16 protein-coding genes and 1 pseudogene are annotated in these 15,807 nt (G+C 33.2%); 7 read left to right on the top strand and 10 right to left on the bottom strand.

Annotated features, from left to right (window positions below):
- Positions 1–46 precede the first annotated feature (46 nt).
- From ACPWTF_RS05490 to ACPWTF_RS05500, 3 genes are all read left to right on the top strand, one after another.
- The gene (locus ACPWTF_RS05490) at positions 47–397 is read left to right on the top strand and encodes a four helix bundle protein (protein ID WP_427874733.1); all 351 of its coding nucleotides are present in this window, start codon (positions 47–49) and stop codon (positions 395–397) included.
- 60 nt (positions 398–457) lie between these two features.
- Positions 458–2,248 (top strand): acyl-CoA dehydrogenase family protein, encoded by a 1,791-nt coding sequence (locus ACPWTF_RS05495; RefSeq protein ID WP_427874734.1) that lies wholly within the window; start codon positions 458–460, stop codon positions 2,246–2,248.
- Between the two features lie 228 nt (positions 2,249–2,476).
- Positions 2,477–3,571 carry a glycoside hydrolase family 18 protein gene (locus tag ACPWTF_RS05500; protein WP_427874735.1) on the top strand — a complete coding sequence of 365 codons (1,095 nt, stop codon included), beginning with the start codon at positions 2,477–2,479 and terminating at the stop codon, positions 3,569–3,571.
- Between the two features lie 62 nt (positions 3,572–3,633).
- Here ACPWTF_RS05500 and ACPWTF_RS05505 read toward each other — a convergent pair whose 3' ends face one another.
- From ACPWTF_RS05505 to ACPWTF_RS05520, 4 genes are all read right to left on the bottom strand, one after another.
- Positions 3,634–4,119 (bottom strand): hypothetical protein, encoded by a 486-nt coding sequence (locus tag ACPWTF_RS05505; protein WP_427874736.1) that lies wholly within the window; start codon positions 4,117–4,119, stop codon positions 3,634–3,636.
- 82 nt (positions 4,120–4,201) lie between these two features.
- Positions 4,202–5,116, bottom strand: coding sequence for a transporter (locus ACPWTF_RS05510; RefSeq protein WP_427874737.1), 915 nt, complete (start codon positions 5,114–5,116; stop codon positions 4,202–4,204).
- A 41-nt stretch (positions 5,117–5,157) separates the two neighbouring features.
- The gene (locus ACPWTF_RS05515) at positions 5,158–5,673 is read right to left on the bottom strand and encodes a DUF4251 domain-containing protein (protein WP_427874738.1); all 516 of its coding nucleotides are present in this window, start codon (positions 5,671–5,673) and stop codon (positions 5,158–5,160) included.
- 4 nt (positions 5,674–5,677) lie between these two features.
- Positions 5,678–6,106: an META domain-containing protein gene (locus tag ACPWTF_RS05520; protein WP_427874739.1), complete on the bottom strand. Its 429-nt coding sequence runs from the start codon at positions 6,104–6,106 to the stop codon at positions 5,678–5,680.
- Between the two features lie 213 nt (positions 6,107–6,319).
- Between ACPWTF_RS05520 and ACPWTF_RS05525 the strand changes: the two genes are divergently transcribed.
- Both ACPWTF_RS05525 and ACPWTF_RS05530 read left to right on the top strand, forming a co-directional pair.
- On the top strand, positions 6,320–6,847 hold the full coding sequence (locus tag ACPWTF_RS05525; RefSeq protein ID WP_379796498.1) for a superoxide dismutase family protein: 528 nt from the start codon (positions 6,320–6,322) through the stop codon (positions 6,845–6,847).
- A gap of 109 nt (positions 6,848–6,956) precedes the next feature.
- Positions 6,957–8,159: an LETM1-related biofilm-associated protein gene (locus tag ACPWTF_RS05530; protein WP_427874740.1), complete on the top strand. Its 1,203-nt coding sequence runs from the start codon at positions 6,957–6,959 to the stop codon at positions 8,157–8,159.
- A gap of 40 nt (positions 8,160–8,199) precedes the next feature.
- On the opposite strand, the gene can is transcribed toward ACPWTF_RS05530, so the two are convergent.
- The 3 genes from can to ACPWTF_RS05545 all read right to left on the bottom strand — a co-directional run bounded on the left by can (position 8,200) and on the right by ACPWTF_RS05545 (position 11,562).
- Positions 8,200–8,835 (bottom strand): carbonate dehydratase, encoded by a 636-nt coding sequence (gene can / locus ACPWTF_RS05535; RefSeq protein ID WP_250836898.1) that lies wholly within the window; start codon positions 8,833–8,835, stop codon positions 8,200–8,202.
- A 114-nt stretch (positions 8,836–8,949) separates the two neighbouring features.
- Positions 8,950–10,596, bottom strand: coding sequence for a SulP family inorganic anion transporter (locus ACPWTF_RS05540; protein ID WP_250836899.1), 1,647 nt, complete (start codon positions 10,594–10,596; stop codon positions 8,950–8,952).
- Between the two features lie 486 nt (positions 10,597–11,082).
- Positions 11,083–11,562, bottom strand: a complete 480-nt coding sequence (locus tag ACPWTF_RS05545) for a Dps family protein (protein ID WP_095928924.1) — start codon at positions 11,560–11,562, stop codon at positions 11,083–11,085.
- A gap of 108 nt (positions 11,563–11,670) precedes the next feature.
- Here ACPWTF_RS05545 and ACPWTF_RS05550 point away from each other — a divergent pair, with 108 nt between their 5' ends.
- Complete coding sequence (locus ACPWTF_RS05550) at positions 11,671–12,615, top strand: LysR substrate-binding domain-containing protein (protein WP_427874741.1); 945 nt, start codon at positions 11,671–11,673, stop codon at positions 12,613–12,615.
- A 30-nt stretch (positions 12,616–12,645) separates the two neighbouring features.
- Here the strand turns inward: ACPWTF_RS05550 and ACPWTF_RS05555 are convergent, their stop codons facing one another.
- Both ACPWTF_RS05555 and mnmD read right to left on the bottom strand, forming a co-directional pair.
- Positions 12,646–12,843: a hypothetical protein gene (locus tag ACPWTF_RS05555; RefSeq protein ID WP_095928926.1), complete on the bottom strand. Its 198-nt coding sequence runs from the start codon at positions 12,841–12,843 to the stop codon at positions 12,646–12,648.
- Positions 12,844–13,009: 166 nt separating this feature from the next.
- Positions 13,010–13,673 (bottom strand): annotated as a pseudogene (gene mnmD, locus ACPWTF_RS05560) (tRNA (5-methylaminomethyl-2-thiouridine)(34)-methyltransferase MnmD).
- 308 nt (positions 13,674–13,981) lie between these two features.
- Here mnmD and ACPWTF_RS05565 point away from each other — a divergent pair.
- Positions 13,982–15,052, top strand: coding sequence for a branched-chain amino acid aminotransferase (locus ACPWTF_RS05565; protein WP_250836901.1), 1,071 nt, complete (start codon positions 13,982–13,984; stop codon positions 15,050–15,052).
- 181 nt (positions 15,053–15,233) lie between these two features.
- Here ACPWTF_RS05565 and ACPWTF_RS05570 read toward each other — a convergent pair whose 3' ends face one another.
- Entirely contained in the window at positions 15,234–15,614 is a 381-nt protein-coding gene (locus tag ACPWTF_RS05570; RefSeq protein ID WP_057116704.1) for a nucleoside triphosphate pyrophosphohydrolase family protein, read from the bottom strand.
- Positions 15,615–15,807: the final 193 nt, after the last annotated feature.

Consider the following 15,807-nt stretch of genomic DNA (forward strand, 5'->3'; position numbering starts at 1 on the left):
AAAAAACTTACTTCTATTTTTTCTTCTTATCTTGCCTCAAAAAAACATGAAACATAATTTTAAGAATTTGAAAATTTGGATTTTAGCTATGGAGATTACAAATGATATCTATAAACTAACTGCCACTTTTCCAAAATCAGAAACTTATAGTTTGTCAAATCAAATGAATAGATGTTCTGTTTCAATGCCTTCCAATATTGCCGAAGGCTCTAACAGAGGAAACAAACACTTTCAGCATTATTTGAATATTAGTTTAGGATCTTCATTTGAATTACAAACACAATTGTTAATAGCTTATCAAAACGACTATCTAACAAAAGAAAAAACAGAAAAATTAGAAAACAAAATAATTGAATTTCAAAAGATGACTACAGGCTTCATCAATAAGTTAGGTTAAAATCTTTCTTCTTGCTTCTTGCCTCTTTTTCATCCTATCAATCTAAAAAACAAAAAAGTCATGAGCGACAAAACAAGAGGAGGTCAATTCCTAGTTAAAGAAACAAAATGCGAGGATATCTTTACACCAGAAGATTTCTCGGAAGAGCAGTTAATGATGCGTGACTCTGTAAAAGAGTTCGTTGACAAAGAATTATGGGCGCATAAAGATCGTTTCGAAAAGAAAGATTACGCTTATACAGAATCTTCTATGCGTAAAGCGGGCGAACTAGGACTTCTTGGAGTTGCGGTTCCTGAAGAATACGGCGGATTAGGAATGGGATTTGTTTCTACAATGTTGGTTTGTGACTACATTTCTGGAGCAACAGGTTCTTTCTCAACTGCTTTTGGTGCTCACACAGGAATTGGAACTATGCCAATTACACTTTACGGTACTGAAGAACAAAAGAAAAAATACGTTCCGAAATTAGCTACTGGAGAATGGTTTGGAGCTTATTGCTTAACTGAACCAGGCGCAGGATCTGATGCTAACTCAGGAAAAACAAAAGCTGTTTTATCTGAAGACGGAACTCATTATTTAATTACAGGACAAAAAATGTGGATTTCGAATGCAGGTTTCTGTAGCGTTTTCATCGTTTTTGCTCGTATTGGAGATGATAAAAATATTACAGGTTTCATCGTAGAAAACGATCCTTCAAACGGAATTTCTATGAATGAAGAAGAGCATAAATTAGGAATTCGTGCTTCTTCTACTCGTCAGGTTTTCTTCAACGAAACAAAAGTTCCAGTTGAAAACATGTTATCTGAAAGAGGAAACGGTTTTAAAATTGCAATGAATGCTTTAAACGTTGGTCGTATTAAATTGGCTGCGGCTTGTTTAGATGCGCAAAGAAGAGTTACTTCTGGAGCTGTGAAATATGCTAACGAAAGAATTCAGTTCAATACTTCTATTTCATCATTTGGAGCTATCCGTTCTAAATTAGCTGAAATGGCAACGAATGCTTATGCTGGAGAAAGTGCTTCTTACCGTGCTGCAAAAGATATCGAAGACAGAATCGCTGCTCGTGAAGCTGAAGGAACTAGCCACCAAGAAGCTGAATTGAAAGGTGTTGAAGAATATGCTATCGAGTGTTCTATCTTGAAAGTAGCAGTTTCTGAAGACGTTCAATCTTGTTCTGATGAAGGAATTCAGATTTTTGGTGGAATGGGATTCTCTGAAGACACTCCAATGGAGAGTGCTTGGAGAGATGCTCGTATCGCTCGTATCTATGAAGGAACAAACGAAATCAACAGAATGCTTTCTGTAGGTATGTTGATCAAAAAAGCAATGAAAGGACACGTTGATTTACTTGAACCAGCAATGAAAGTTCAGGAAGAATTAATGGGAATTCCATCTTTTGATACGCCTGATTTCTCTGAATTATTTGCAGAAGAAAAAGTAATCGTAGCTAACTTGAAAAAAGTTTTCTTAATGGTTGCTGGTAGCGCTGTTCAAAAATATGGTCATGAATTAGATGCTCACCAACAATTATTAATGGCAGCTTCTGATATCTTAATCGAAATCTACATGGCTGAAAGTACAATTTTGAGAACTGAAAAATTAGCAAAAGCTCAAGGTGAAGATAAAGTTCAGGAGCAAATCGCTATGGCAAAATTATACTTATATAAAGCTGTAGATATCGTAAACTTAAGAGGAAAAGAAGGAATTGCTTCGTTCGCTGAAGGTGACGAACAACGTATGATGTTAATGGGACTTAAACGTTTCACTAAATATACTAATCTTCCAAACGTTGTGGCATTGAGAGAAAAAATTGCAGCGAAATTAGTAGCAGAAGATAATTACTGCTTCTAATATCAAATAGTTTTTAGCTTTTAATTTGTTTAAGCCCGCGCAAGTCCGAAACTGCGCGGGCTTATTTTTTTGTAATTTTCCATGAAAGACATCACTTACAAGACGCAATATTTTTGCAGAAATTTGCAAAATATTCGTTAAAATTAACTTTCTAGAGCATTTACGATGTAAAATATTAAATGTATTACAGTATATTTAACATTCTAAAAACTATAAAAAAACAAAATAATGAAACAAATTACTCTAATCGCATCCTTTTTGCTGTGTTTTGGTATTACAACCACTTTTGCACAGAAAAACAAAAAAATGGATATTATTGCCTACTATACTGGCGATTCTAAACTCATTGACCAATATGAGGTCAGCAAATTAAACCAGATTATCTTTAGTTTTTGCCATCTAAAAGATGGGAAATTGAGCGTTGATTCAGCTAAAGACTCTATTACTATCAAACATTTGGTTTCGCTTAAAGCAAAAAATCCGCAACTTAAAATTATCTTATCTCTTGGTGGCTGGGGAGGCTGTGAGCCATGCTCGGAAGCATTTTCAACTGCTGAAGGACGCTTAAAATTTGCAAAATCTGTCAAAGAAGTAAGCGATTATTTTAAAGTTGATGGTTTAGATTTAGATTGGGAATATCCATCAATTGAAGGACTTCCTGGACATTTATACCAAGCTGCTGATAAACCTAATTTTACAGAACTTCTTAAAATTTTACGTTCAACATTAGGAAAAAAATATGAACTAAGTTTTGCTGCGGGAGGTTTCCAAAAATGTTTAGATGAGTCTATAGACTGGAAAGCTGTAGCTCCTTATGTAAACCGCATTAATATTATGAGCTACGATTTAGTAAACGGATATTCAAAAGTTACTGGTCATCATACGCCATTATACAGCACAAATCCAAAAGAAGAATCTACAGATAGAGCTGTTGAGTTTTTACTAAAAGCAGGCGTTCCTGCTGAAAAGTTAGTAATTGGAGGTGCATTCTATACTAGACAATGGAAGAACGTAGAAAACATCAATAACGGATTGTATCAATCTGGAGAGCATTTTCAAGGTGTTGATTTTAAAAACTATGCTACAACATACACAGAGGCTAACGGCTGGAAATATTTTTATGATGAAAAAGCTCAAGCACCATATTGGTACAATGCTTCAACGAAAACTTTTGCAACATCTGATGATTTAAAATCGATCAAAGCTAAAGCTGAATATGCAAAAGCAAAAAAATTAGGTGGAATTATGTTTTGGGAACTTACTTTGGATAGTTTCCGCGACGGAATGGTAAATGAAATTTATAAAGTTAAAACTGAAAAATAAAATAAAATGGGCTGTTTCAAAATTGAGACAGCCCATTTTACTTTTATAAAAATCGTAACAATTTACATTACCTTATTCTTATCTAATTCTCCAATAAACGGAATTGCTTCTAAAATTTCGCTTCTTATTATGGTTTGAAGATATACTTCAAGCTGAATAAACTTTGTTGCATTTATAGCACCAATCGCTTTTTTTGCCTGATTATAAGTTTTAGAGTACAATTTCTCGTAATCAATATGGTTTTTCAAAGTTGCTTTAGCCAATTGATCCGCTTTTTCATCGGTTAAAGTTTCATAATTGGCCGCATAATCATTTATCAATTGAAACTTAGTCTGCCCTAAAGCTTTTCGCGACGTTTCATAGTTATCGTAAACTTTAGTAAAAGCTGTTGCCTGCGCATCAGATAAATTCATGTACTGTTTTACCAATTCAGCTTTAGATTTTCCATAAACACTTTGTACTACTTCCAAATCTTCTTTATAAGAAGATTGCGCATAAGATGAAAATGAGGCTATCGCCATGATAAGAATAAGACTTAATTTTTTCATAGTTTCAATTTTAAATTTGTTTTTAAAAATATATGCATACTCAAATATACTGATTTTAAACACATTAAACGATCAACAGGTTTTAAAAAAATGAATATTGGTAAACCGCTGAAAGAGCATAATAATTTAGTCCGTTATTGGTATAGGCTCCAATATGATATTGAAATCTAACCGACTGTCCTTTTGCAATTGGAGTAGAAAAAGTTCCGCCCACCCGCCAATTATCAATTTGGCTATCATCTGAAACTCCATCAGCAATAGTTCTACCTCCAAAAAACCAAGTCGTATTAAAACCAACCCACATTTGGTTTTTAAAATAATAGCTTGCATGCGCCTGAAGGCTATAGGTTGGTTTTTGCTCTAATTTTTTCCCTAGATAATCATTATTATCCGTATAAAACCACACCCCGCCATAGGCCTCAGCATAAATGTGAGCAAACCTTTTCGATACCCCTATTTCGGGCTTAAAAGCCCAACGGTTTGTTCCAATGTTTACTTGTTTATCGCCATAATACCTTCCTGTTGGGATTGAAGTAACCAAACTGACTCCAAGAATTGTTTTTTGCTCAAAACTTCTGAATTCAGATTTATCAAGTGCAGGAGAACCTAGCAAATTAATTCCTAAACGCACTTTCATATCTGCAAAACCAGTTCTAGAGCCAGTAACCAACTGATCACTAATTACAGCAGATCCATCCATAAACGTAAAAGGCAGCGCTACCTGTATACGAGCCAGTTTATCTGCCAACCCAAAAGTTCTGATATAATTTACAGCCATATTGTGGCTTTGAAGTGTAAAATCTTTTATGGGCAGAGAAGGATTTGTCAGCACATTTCCATTCATAAAAACATACCCCGCCGCAATTACGTTTAGACCTTTAGGAACATTAGCATAAGCTCTGGGTTCCAAATCCTGACCAAATACGCTGAACACACCAAAAAAGAAAAACAAAACCGAAAACTGCCACTTTACTAACCATAAAAAGATTCTTACCATATATTCAGACGAATTTGTGACAAGTTTAGTATTGAATTACATCATTGTTTCTCTGCTGTTTTTGGAGCATATATTACTCCATCATAACTAATTGGACCTCGATTATTACTGCTTACAGAAAGTGTTGTGTTTCCGTTATAAAAGATAGAAAACGTCAAATCATATACATCATTAGCACCTCTTACTGTTGCTTTTAGAATAGTATTATTTTTTTTATTTTCGACTTTAATGTTCTCAGGCTTGCCTTCAAATTTTATTCCGCCATCACCATTATAACCAACATTATAACCGCGTCCGAAGAAAGGAAGATCGCAAGTTGCACTATCGGCCTTAAACTTTAAAAAATAAGTATTATAGTCCAATTGAAGTAATCGGCCACCTTGAGGCGTTGCTTTTTGAGCCTCAAAAACAAAGTTTTGAGCATCTATAAGCGCTTTAATTTCGTTTTGTTTCTTTAATTCTCTTTCTTGCTTGAGTTCTTTTTTTGTCTTTTCTTGTGCAGAAGCTGAAAAATTGAAAACAATCAGAAACAGGAAGATACATAATCTAGTTTCCATAAGACTATTTTTTAGTAAAACGCATCATTGCAATATCTCCAGAAATGAAATTCAAAGTTTTACCATCATCTGTAATATCGTAAGAAGTTATTTTCTGAAGCGTACTCAAATAAGTTTGCTCACCTTGCAATCCATCCAAACACATCATTTTCGTTACTGCCATTGGCTGAGTAAAATCAATTTTGTTGCCATCAACAAGCAATTTCCCTGTGTATGAATTACAGCTTGCGTTACCAGAAACCTGATTTGTTTTGGTATCAAATTGTATGGTTGGTTTTTTATTTGGGTATAATCCTTCAAAAGTAATTCGTGGTCCAGAAATATAATTCAATTCCCAAGTTCCATCAAGCTTAGAAACTGCATCCGTTTTTGCGCATTTGCAAGAAATTAAAAACGAACTAAAAAAAACGAGGGTAAAAATCTTTTTCATCATAACATTAAGGATTAAATGTGAGCGAATTAGATAAATGGTTTTCAGAAATTATTCGTTAAAAACCTACACGAATTTAAACAATATTTTTGGGTTTTAACTCAATCAACATCAAATTATAACGTATAGTTTGACTTTTTTTTAACTTTTAGAGTCAATCAATTCCGTTATTTTATGTTAAATTTACTTAATCTTTAATTAAAAATGCCCGTAGATATGAAAAAACTAATTGTTTCTTTCGCTATAATTACTGCCTTAATCATTGGCTGTAAAACAAATAACAAATCAAATGATGCTAAAACTCTAACTGTTGCGTTAGAGCCAAAAAGCAACAGTAAAGTTGCCGGAACTGCTACTTTTGTTGAAAAAAATGGTAAAGTAACTTTTACAGCAAAAATAACAGGATTAGAACCTGGAGTGCACGCTATCCATATTCATGAAAAAGCAGATTGTAGTTCTGCCGACGGAAGTTCTGCTGGAGGACACTGGAATCCGACTTTTAAAAAACATGGAAAATGGGGAGTTGCAGAATATCATAAGGGTGATATTGGAAACTTTACCGCAGATGCAAAAGGGAACGGATCTATCACTTTAACAACTGACGAATGGTGTATTGGATGTGGAGATAGTAATAAAGATGTTCTAGGAAAAGGCTTAATCGTACACGCAGGAACAGATGATTTTACCACTCAGCCAACTGGAAATGCAGGAGGAAGAGTTGCTTGTGCAGGAATCATTAAATAAGAAAAATTTGAATAACCGCTATTTTTAACAAAATCTAGCGGTTATTTAATTTTAAAATGAATCCTAAAACAAGAAAAAGACATAGCTTTGCATCAGCAAAATTAAGTCCATGATTAACCCATCAGCACCAGGCTGGATTGATAAATTTTTTAGTGAACAGAAGTTTTCAGAAGCAATTCCTTTTGAAACTGTGGATTTCTTTTACTATAAAGTGAGAGAAACAGGGTTTATTTACGGACATATTATTGCCATAGATTCTCAAGTCCCAATTCCGATAAAGGGCTGGTTTAAAACCGAAATTTCAAAAGTTGCCTTACTTAACACACTCTATCATGTTTTTTGTTTAGAGAAAAGAAATTCGGAACCTATACATTTTATTGCTGAAGTTTTAAAGTTTTATAAACAAATGAATCCAGAAGGATTTAATTTGTTTAAAATTTTATTGCCAAAAGACACTCCTTCTCTATCTCTGGAAAACATTATTGACCAAAGAGTTCAAACGAATGACAGCATCATTAGCAAAAACTTCTCGCATTTGGTGACAAACGCTTTATTGTTTATTGATGTTCTGGCCTTTAGACAATATTTAGAGCATGGAGAAATTCCTGAAAAATATTTAAAAAGAATTGAAGAAACGGTTCTTGGAATTGTTGGTTTGGCTTTAAAAACCAAAACAGTAAAATCTCAGCACGACGATCTTTTAATTAAACTTTTTGAAGCTTCTATACGTTATTCAAAGTTTTCGAAAGTTACAGTTGAGACTTTGGAAACTTTAAATCTAGAATACTTTAAAAATAGACTTGAACAGTACTATTTAATCGATATGGCCGGAATGGCTTTGTGGAGTGATGGAGTTGTAGAAAATGAGGAGTCGTATTTCCTATATTCTTTAGGCTCAACAATGGGAGTTCCTGATGATTTTGTAACGCAAAGCATGGATACAACCAATACTTTTATTACAACCCACAAAAAGAAAATTCCGTACTTTAATTATTCAAATCCTGTTAAACATTTTTATGACCAAATGACGCACAGTGTAGTCAAACTAATCATACGAAACAAAAATAGGCTAATTAAAGAAATTGTTCAAAGTAAGGAATTGATGGTGCTACTCGCCTATTCTACAACAAGAGATTTGGATGCGAAGGAAAAGAAAAAGGTAAAAAAACAGCTTTTGGACATTTGTAAAACCATTCCGTCGCTAACCATATTTTTACTTCCAGGAGGAAGTTTATTATTACCAATCTTGATAAAGTTTATCCCAACAATGCTTCCATCGGCATTTAATGAGAATTTAGACGAAAACGAATAAAAAAAATCGCCCTTTTGAGGGCGATTTCTATTTGTATCTATTAAAGATCTAATTGGTAAACTTCGTCTAGCTCATCATTTGAAGCGATATTTACATCTAAGTCAGTTACAAAACCTGAGTTTAATCCGTAAACCCACCCATGAAGCATTAAGTCTTGGCCATTTTTCCAAGCATTTTGCACAATGGATGTTTTTGCTAAGTTGTAAACTTGTTCTTTAGTATTGATTTCAACAAAAGCATTAAAACGCTCTGTTTCATCTTCAATAGAGTTTAAGTATTTATCATGTAAACGATATTCATCTTTAATATGACGAAGCCAGTTATCAATAATTCCAACAGACTGATGTCCCATTGCAGCTTTTACACCACCGCATCCGTAATGTCCACATACAATAACATGTTTTACTTTCAAAACGTTTACAGCATAATCCAGAACACTAAGCATATTCATATCAGAGTGCACTACCATATTGGCAATATTACGGTGAACAAAAACTTCACCTGGTTTAGCACCAACAATTTCGTTCGCAGGAACACGGCTATCAGAACATCCAATCCATAATAATGGCGGTTGTTGTCCTTTTGCCAAATCAGCAAAATAATTAGGATCTTTTGCCAATGAAGTTTCAACCCACTTCTTATTGTTTTCTAATAACTGCTCATAAAATTTTCTCATTTTTTTATTTTTTGTGTGGTAATTTCTAATTCTACGAATGTCTCAAAAAAGAACTTGAATGTAAAGTTACCTAAAATTTGACATTTCTACGGCTTTAAAAATACCATTTTTTAATTATTCTTCTCTAACAACTTCTTTTTTAACCACTTCCCTTTTTGCCACATCATAGTAATGTTCTATCGTAACATGATTATGGTTTTCGGGTGTATTTTCTAATTCGTAAGCTTCTTTAAATCCTTTAAGCTTCACTTTAATGTTTTCATCTATTGCGCGGGTTTCTTTAAATTCACGAATTAAATCTAAAACATCATGCGAAATATACTCCGTATCATGCGCATTAATAATTACTTTAGAATTTTCTGGAATTTCTGCCAATGTTTGTTTGATTGCCGCTTTATTCAAGAATGAAACTTCCTGAGCCAAATCTATATGAATAATATCGCCATCTTCATATTCTTCTTTCTTGAAAACATAGGCTCTTTTCAGATTTCCTCTCAACACAAAAATGATACTGATCACAATTCCCAGCGCAACACCTTTTAGCAAATCTGTCGCAACGACAAAGACCAAAGTTGCAATAAAAGGGACAAACTGGTATTTCCCTTTTTTCCAGAAATGCATAAAGGTTGCTGGTTTTGCTAGTTTATATCCAACCAAAATCAAAACTGTTGCCAATGTCGCCAAAGGAATTTTGTTTAAAATCGCTGGTATAGACAATACGCTTATTAATAAAAGAACGCCATGAATTATGGCAGACAATTTAGATTTTGCTCCTGCATTATTGTTGGCAGAAGATCTTACTACTACAGAAGTCATTGGTAGACCTCCCAAAAGAGAACTTACAACATTACCTATGCCTTGCGCTCTTAGCTCTACATTGGTATTGGTGTAACGTTTTTGTACATCCATTCTGTCTGTAGCTTCAATACATAAAAGCGTTTCAATAGAAGCGACTATGGCAATCGTAATAGCAACTACCCAAACTTGCGGATTTGTAACAGCGGTGAAGTCTGGCGTAATTATAATTGATTTAAAGTCATCAAAAGATTTTGGAACTGGCAAAGAAACCAAATGTTCTTTTGCAATTGCCAAAGTGCTTCCTGTAGATATAAATATTTCGTTTAAAACAACTCCAGCAATAACTGCGATCAAAGCTCCAGGAACTAGTTTTATTCTTTTTAAGAAAGGAACCTTATCCCAAGCTAACAAAATCACCAATGAAACTGCAGAAACTACCACAGCTCCTAAATGAATATGATTTAAAACATCAAATAGAAATGAAAAAGAATTACTTCCATCATTTTGAATAAAAGCCTGATCTCCTTCAAAATCCGCATCATAACCAAAAGCGTGAGGTATTTGTTTTAAAATAATAATAATTCCGATACCCGCTAGCATTCCCTCAATTACGTTTGTCGGAAAATAGTTCGATATACTTCCAGCCTTTAAAAATCCTAATGCTAATTGAATTAATCCAGCAATAAAAACAGACATTAAAAATACATCGAAAGCTCCTAAATCGGTAATTGCGGTTAAAATGATAGCCGTTAACCCAGCAGCTGGACCTGATACGCTAATATGTGACTGGCTTAGATATCCTACAATGATACCACCCACAACACCTGCGATAATTCCAGAAAATAATGGTGCTCCAGAAGCCATTGCAATACCTAAACACAACGGAAGAGCCACCAAGAAAACCACTAAACCTGACGCAAAATCAGATTTGAGGTTGGCAAAAAGATTGATTTTTTTTGTCATAATATAATACTAAAAAAATTATTCATTAAAGATTTACCCCATCTCGATGGAAATGCGGCTAAAGTTCGAAATAATCGGAAGTATTATGCTACGTTAGGTGGTGGAGCAAAGATGCTCGGAGATATGTTGTCTAGTTTGACAATATTTTCAGAAATGATTGTTTTTTTCTCGATGCAAACCGGAATCAAAACTTCATGCTCAAGAATAGTGGGATGCATAACGTTTTTAAGTTCCTTATGCACTTCTTCCTCAGAGATACTAAAAGATATAGCCGTATTATTCCCTTTCTTAATCGCCTGAACAATTGTCGGGGTCGATAAGAAGGCAATAAATATGAATAATAATATGCGGGCTATAAATTTCATCAGAACAAAAATAGCGTTAAACAAATAAAATCAAAGAAAATTCATAGAAATTTAACACAAACAAAAAAGCAGAATGCAATTTTTATTCCATTCTGCTTTTAATTATTTAAAAAACAATTATTTACAAAGTTTCTTCTAACCAAGCATTCATCATCCAAATCGTTTTTTCCTGCTCAGCAATGAAGTCACTCATCATAGAATTGGTTCCTTCATCATTAATTTCGTCAGATTTGTTCAAGATTTCTCTCTCGATTTTTAATAAATCTGATAAAGAATGAACAATTAACTGAACTGCTTTTTCATCATTAGAAATATTCTTTCCAACTGTTAATTTATTGTTTTTAATATAATCTTCAAAAGTATGCAGAGGAGTTCCTCCAATGGTCAAAACTCTTTCTGCAATCATATCTATTTTCAACTGTGCATCTGTATATAACTCTTCAAATTTTACATGCAAATCAAAGAAACGCTTTCCGCGAATGTTCCAGTGAATTCCTCTCAAATTTTGATAGTACACTTGAAAATTTGACAATAGCACATTCAATTCTTTTACTAATAATTCTGATTCTTTTACTGGTAATCCTAAAATATTCGTCTTCATAATCTATTTTTTTTACACTAATTTACTACAAATTTAGAGTAACTTTACTAAAATAAACATAAATAAAAATTATATTTTCTTATTTTTGCATCACAAATTACTATCAACATGACTATAACTCAATTGCAATATGTGTTAGCGGTGGCTGAGCATAAAAATTTCACTCTTGCTGCTGAAAAATGCTTCGTAACACAGCCAACTTTAAGTATGCAAATACAAAAAATCGAAGAAGAACTTAATATTTTAATTTTCGATAGAAGTAAAAAACCAATTCAGCTGACTGATATAGGACAGAAAATTGTAAATCAAGCTAAAAATATCGTAAACGAGGCGGATCGTATTAAAGATATTGTAGAACAGCAGAAAGGTTTTATTGGCGGAGAATTTCGTTTAGGTATTATTCCAACGATTATGCCTACGCTTTTGCCAATGTTTTTGAATAACTTCATTAAAAAATATCCGAAAGTAAAACTCTTAATCGAAGAGTTGAATACAGAGGAAATTATTCTAAAGCTAAAAAATGGACATTTGGATGCTGCGATTGCCGCAACTCCGTTAGAAGACGAAAAAATCAAAGAAATTGTTTTGTATTTTGAGCCATTCGTAGCCTATATACCGGAACACCACGCAAGTTTCCAGAAAGAAGAAATTGAAGTTTCTGACTTAAACCTAAATGAAATTCTTTTATTGCAAGACGGACATTGTTTTAGGGATGGTATTTTAAATTTATGCAAAAATGTCTCAGACGTCGACCAAAACAATTTCCAGATTCAAAGCGGTAGTTTTGAAACCTTAATTAAATTGGCAGACGAAGGCCTTGGTACAACGTTACTTCCGTACTTGCACACTTTAGACTTAAAAGAATCCGACAAACTGAAGCTCCGTAATTTTAAGGAGCCAAAACCTGCTCGAGAGGTAAGTTTGATCTACCCAAAGAGCGAATTAAAAATGCAAATCATTGACGCATTAAGATCTACAATTGCTGGCGTTGTAAAAGGTGCAATAGTTTTTCAGAATGTTCAAATCATTAGTCCATTACAAAAGAAAGCGTAATAAAAAAGGAGCCAATTTGGCTCCTTTCTTTTATACTTTAATTAGTTGTAGACTTTGTTTTAATTCTGGTTTTCCAACAACGAAATTAAGTAACCACTCTTGCAATTGTTCCATTTCGTAAGGTAACAGTGTTTTGATAGCTTTTTCTAACTCTTTGCAGAAAAGTATCGGATCGAAACTAACTCTTTCAAGTATTGATTTCGTGTAATCAAACATCATTTTTGACATAATAAAATAAGATTTTCGGGGGTTATCTATTTTTTTAAACTCGAGCCAAATTTAAACAAATAACTAACATAATTTCTACTTTTAACTTATTTTTTTAAAAAATTTAGCAACGAATACGTTTTCTTAAAACATATAAATCAATGTAGAATTATTCTAAATAACTCATTTAAACGTTTTTAAAGGCTCTAAACATTTCTCTTTTCCCTGGAGGCTCATGCCAATTTTTCTACAGTAAATCCAACTTCAATCATGCTTCTTTTAACAACTCCTCTGGCTGCGTAAGTTACAAGAACTCCGTTTGGCTTTAAACTGTTGTACATTTTCTGAAAAATTTCTGTACTCCAAAGTTCTGGCTGCACTCGATAACCAAAGGCATCAAAATAAATCAAATCAAAAATTTCAAAATCGTTTATTTCGTGAAAAAATTGTTTTCTTTTGGTTAACGAGAACTGATCGCAAATTTCTATTTTTTCATCCCATTCCGATTTATGCATTTTTTCAAAAATGTTATAAAATTCCGACGCTTCTAATTCTTCCGCATAATTCATTTCCAAAATCTCATCTGCATCAACTGGATAGGCTTCTACTCCAACATAATCGATAGCCTGCTTTTTTCTAACAGATTCTAAAAAAGTTATAAAAGCATTCAAACCAGTCCCAAAACCTATTTCTAATATACTTATCGGATTTTCAAATAACGAAAGACCATTTTTAATAAAAACGTGCTTCGCTTCCTGAATGGCACCATGTTTAGAATGATAGCATTCATCCCATTCTGGTAAACGAATTGTAGTTGAGCCATCTAGCGTTTTAATTATTTCTCTTTTCACTTTTTTTAGAATTTTACAATAGCTTTTTATTGGTTTTCAAGCCATTTTAATAATCAAATTTAATCAAAACTAATGCGTAAAGCCTTAAAAAACCATACTTTTTTCATAAAATCTTTATAAAAATCAATTAAATATTTGAGTTTATTATAGGATAAATAAATCTCAGTCAAAACCATCAAATAATGAATTTTCGCTAAGCATTTTACATATTTTTACGTAATTTTGCATTCAATAAATTCCATTTTAAATGATATCGTCACTTTAGATTTCTGATAGTGAAGAGTATCTCACAAAAAACTTACATAACTATGAGTACAACTCAAACAAGCAAAATTGAAATCATTAAAGCTACTTCTACAAAAATAAACGAAGTAGATTTTGACAACTTAAGTTTTGGTGCTGTATTTACAGACCATTTATTCGAATGCGATTTTAAAAACGGACAGTGGCAAAATCCTGTCATTAAGCCTTATGCTCCAATTTTAATGGATCCATCTTCAAAAGTCTTCCATTATGGACAAGCAATTTTCGAAGGAATGAAAGCTTATAAAGATGACAATAATGATGTTTGGTTGTTTAGACCAGATGAAAACTTTAACCGTTTTAATAAATCGGCTGTAAGAATGGCAATGCCAGAAGTTCCGGAAGCTATTTTTATGGATGGTTTAAATGAATTATTGAAATTAGACAAAGACTGGATTCAAAGAGGAAACGGAGCTAGTATGTACATTCGTCCGTTTATGATTGCTACAGGTCCTGGAGTTATCGCAAATCCTTCTGACGAATATAAATTTATGATTTTACTTTCTCCTGCAAAAGCATATTATGGAGGTGAAGTAAAAGTAATCATCGCTGAGCATTTCAGTAGAGCTGCAAATGGTGGTATTGGTGCTGCGAAAGCTGCCGGAAACTATGCTGCTCAATTTTACCCAACTAACTTGGCAAACAAAGACGGTTTCCAACAAGTGATCTGGACTGATGATGCAACGCACACAAAATTAGAAGAAGCGGGAACAATGAACGTTTTCTTCAGAATCAACGATACTTTATTGACAGCTCCAACAAGCGAAAGAATTTTAGATGGTGTTACCAGAAAAAGTTTGATTGCAATGGCCGAAAAAGAAGGATTAAAAGTTGATGTTCGTCCAGTAATTGTTTCAGAATTGGTTGAAGCGGCTAAAAACGGATCTCTAAAAGAAATCTTTGGAGCAGGAACTGCTGCAGTTATTAGCGTTATCAAAGGATTCTCTTATAAAGATGAATATTTTGAAATGGCTCCAATTGAGAATTCTTATGCTTCTTTCTTAAAAGAAAAATTAACAAGTCTTCAAAACAAACTTTCTGAAGATACTTTTGGATGGACAGTTAAAGTTCAATAATCCAAAACCATATAAAAAAGAAACCCGATAAATTTAGTTTTATCGGGTTTTTCATTTTTCTTTATTTTTAAATTTTATCTTAGAGATAAGACTAAACTCAAATAACGTAAAACTTTGCGAACTTTGCGTTCTTATCAGAACCACAGAAAAAAAACTTAGCGTTCTTTGCGTTTAATCCTCTTTATAATAATTTCGAAAAATCAGGTTTAAAATAATTTGGGCCTTTCATCACTTTTCCGTCTTCGCGATAAATGGGTTTTCCATCTTCACCTAATTTACTCATATTACTGCGTTGAATTTCATCAAAAACAGCCTCAATTTTATCTTGAAGTCCGTGCTCGATAATTGTTCCGCACAAAATATACATCATATCTCCAAGTGCATCTGCAATTTCAACCAAATCATTATTTTGAACCGCCTCGTAATACTCTTCATTCTCTTCCTTCATTAAATTATAACGGAGTAGTTTTTTCTCTGCTCCTACATCGGCAATTGGAGTTGCGCTGTGGCCAATTTTAAAAGCAGTGTGAAATTCAGTTACGGCGTCAAGTTGTTTTTTCATATAGTCGTTTTCTTTTTTTTGCTAATTTAAGTCACTTTCTTATAAATCTGAAATTTATTGAAGGAAATAAAAGGCAATTTAGCAGCAAATCGTTTACAAATCTTTAAATTTGCCAAAAATTTTTATAACTATGTTTAGTCAAGGTCAAATACAATTTGGAATATGTTTTTTTATCGTTTTTGTAATCATCATG

Origin of the sequence: Flavobacterium sp. MMS24-S5 (assembly GCF_050320125.1) — a bacterium.
GTDB classification, from domain to species: Bacteria; Bacteroidota; Bacteroidia; order Flavobacteriales; family Flavobacteriaceae; genus Flavobacterium; species Flavobacterium tyrosinilyticum.

What these genes read in the sequence shown, in the direction of transcription:
- ACPWTF_RS05490 (WP_427874733.1), top strand. Translation starts at nt 47, where the DNA reads ATGAAACATAATTTTAAGAATTTGAAAATTTGGATTTTAGCTATGGAG.
- ACPWTF_RS05495 (WP_427874734.1), top strand. Translation starts at nt 458, where the DNA reads ATGAGCGACAAAACAAGAGGAGGTCAATTCCTAGTTAAAGAAACAAAA.
- ACPWTF_RS05500 (WP_427874735.1), top strand. Translation starts at nt 2,477, where the DNA reads ATGAAACAAATTACTCTAATCGCATCCTTTTTGCTGTGTTTTGGTATT.
- ACPWTF_RS05505 (WP_427874736.1), bottom strand. Translation starts at nt 4,119, where the DNA reads ATGAAAAAATTAAGTCTTATTCTTATCATGGCGATAGCCTCATTTTCA.
- ACPWTF_RS05510 (WP_427874737.1), bottom strand. Translation starts at nt 5,116, where the DNA reads ATGGTAAGAATCTTTTTATGGTTAGTAAAGTGGCAGTTTTCGGTTTTG.
- ACPWTF_RS05515 (WP_427874738.1), bottom strand. Translation starts at nt 5,673, where the DNA reads ATGGAAACTAGATTATGTATCTTCCTGTTTCTGATTGTTTTCAATTTT.
- ACPWTF_RS05520 (WP_427874739.1), bottom strand. Translation starts at nt 6,106, where the DNA reads ATGATGAAAAAGATTTTTACCCTCGTTTTTTTTAGTTCGTTTTTAATT.
- ACPWTF_RS05525 (WP_379796498.1), top strand. Translation starts at nt 6,320, where the DNA reads ATGAAAAAACTAATTGTTTCTTTCGCTATAATTACTGCCTTAATCATT.
- ACPWTF_RS05530 (WP_427874740.1), top strand. Translation starts at nt 6,957, where the DNA reads ATGATTAACCCATCAGCACCAGGCTGGATTGATAAATTTTTTAGTGAA.
- can (WP_250836898.1), bottom strand. Translation starts at nt 8,835, where the DNA reads ATGAGAAAATTTTATGAGCAGTTATTAGAAAACAATAAGAAGTGGGTT.
- ACPWTF_RS05540 (WP_250836899.1), bottom strand. Translation starts at nt 10,596, where the DNA reads ATGACAAAAAAAATCAATCTTTTTGCCAACCTCAAATCTGATTTTGCG.
- ACPWTF_RS05545 (WP_095928924.1), bottom strand. Translation starts at nt 11,562, where the DNA reads ATGAAGACGAATATTTTAGGATTACCAGTAAAAGAATCAGAATTATTA.
- ACPWTF_RS05550 (WP_427874741.1), top strand. Translation starts at nt 11,671, where the DNA reads ATGACTATAACTCAATTGCAATATGTGTTAGCGGTGGCTGAGCATAAA.
- ACPWTF_RS05555 (WP_095928926.1), bottom strand. Translation starts at nt 12,843, where the DNA reads ATGTCAAAAATGATGTTTGATTACACGAAATCAATACTTGAAAGAGTT.
- ACPWTF_RS05565 (WP_250836901.1), top strand. Translation starts at nt 13,982, where the DNA reads ATGAGTACAACTCAAACAAGCAAAATTGAAATCATTAAAGCTACTTCT.
- ACPWTF_RS05570 (WP_057116704.1), bottom strand. Translation starts at nt 15,614, where the DNA reads ATGAAAAAACAACTTGACGCCGTAACTGAATTTCACACTGCTTTTAAA.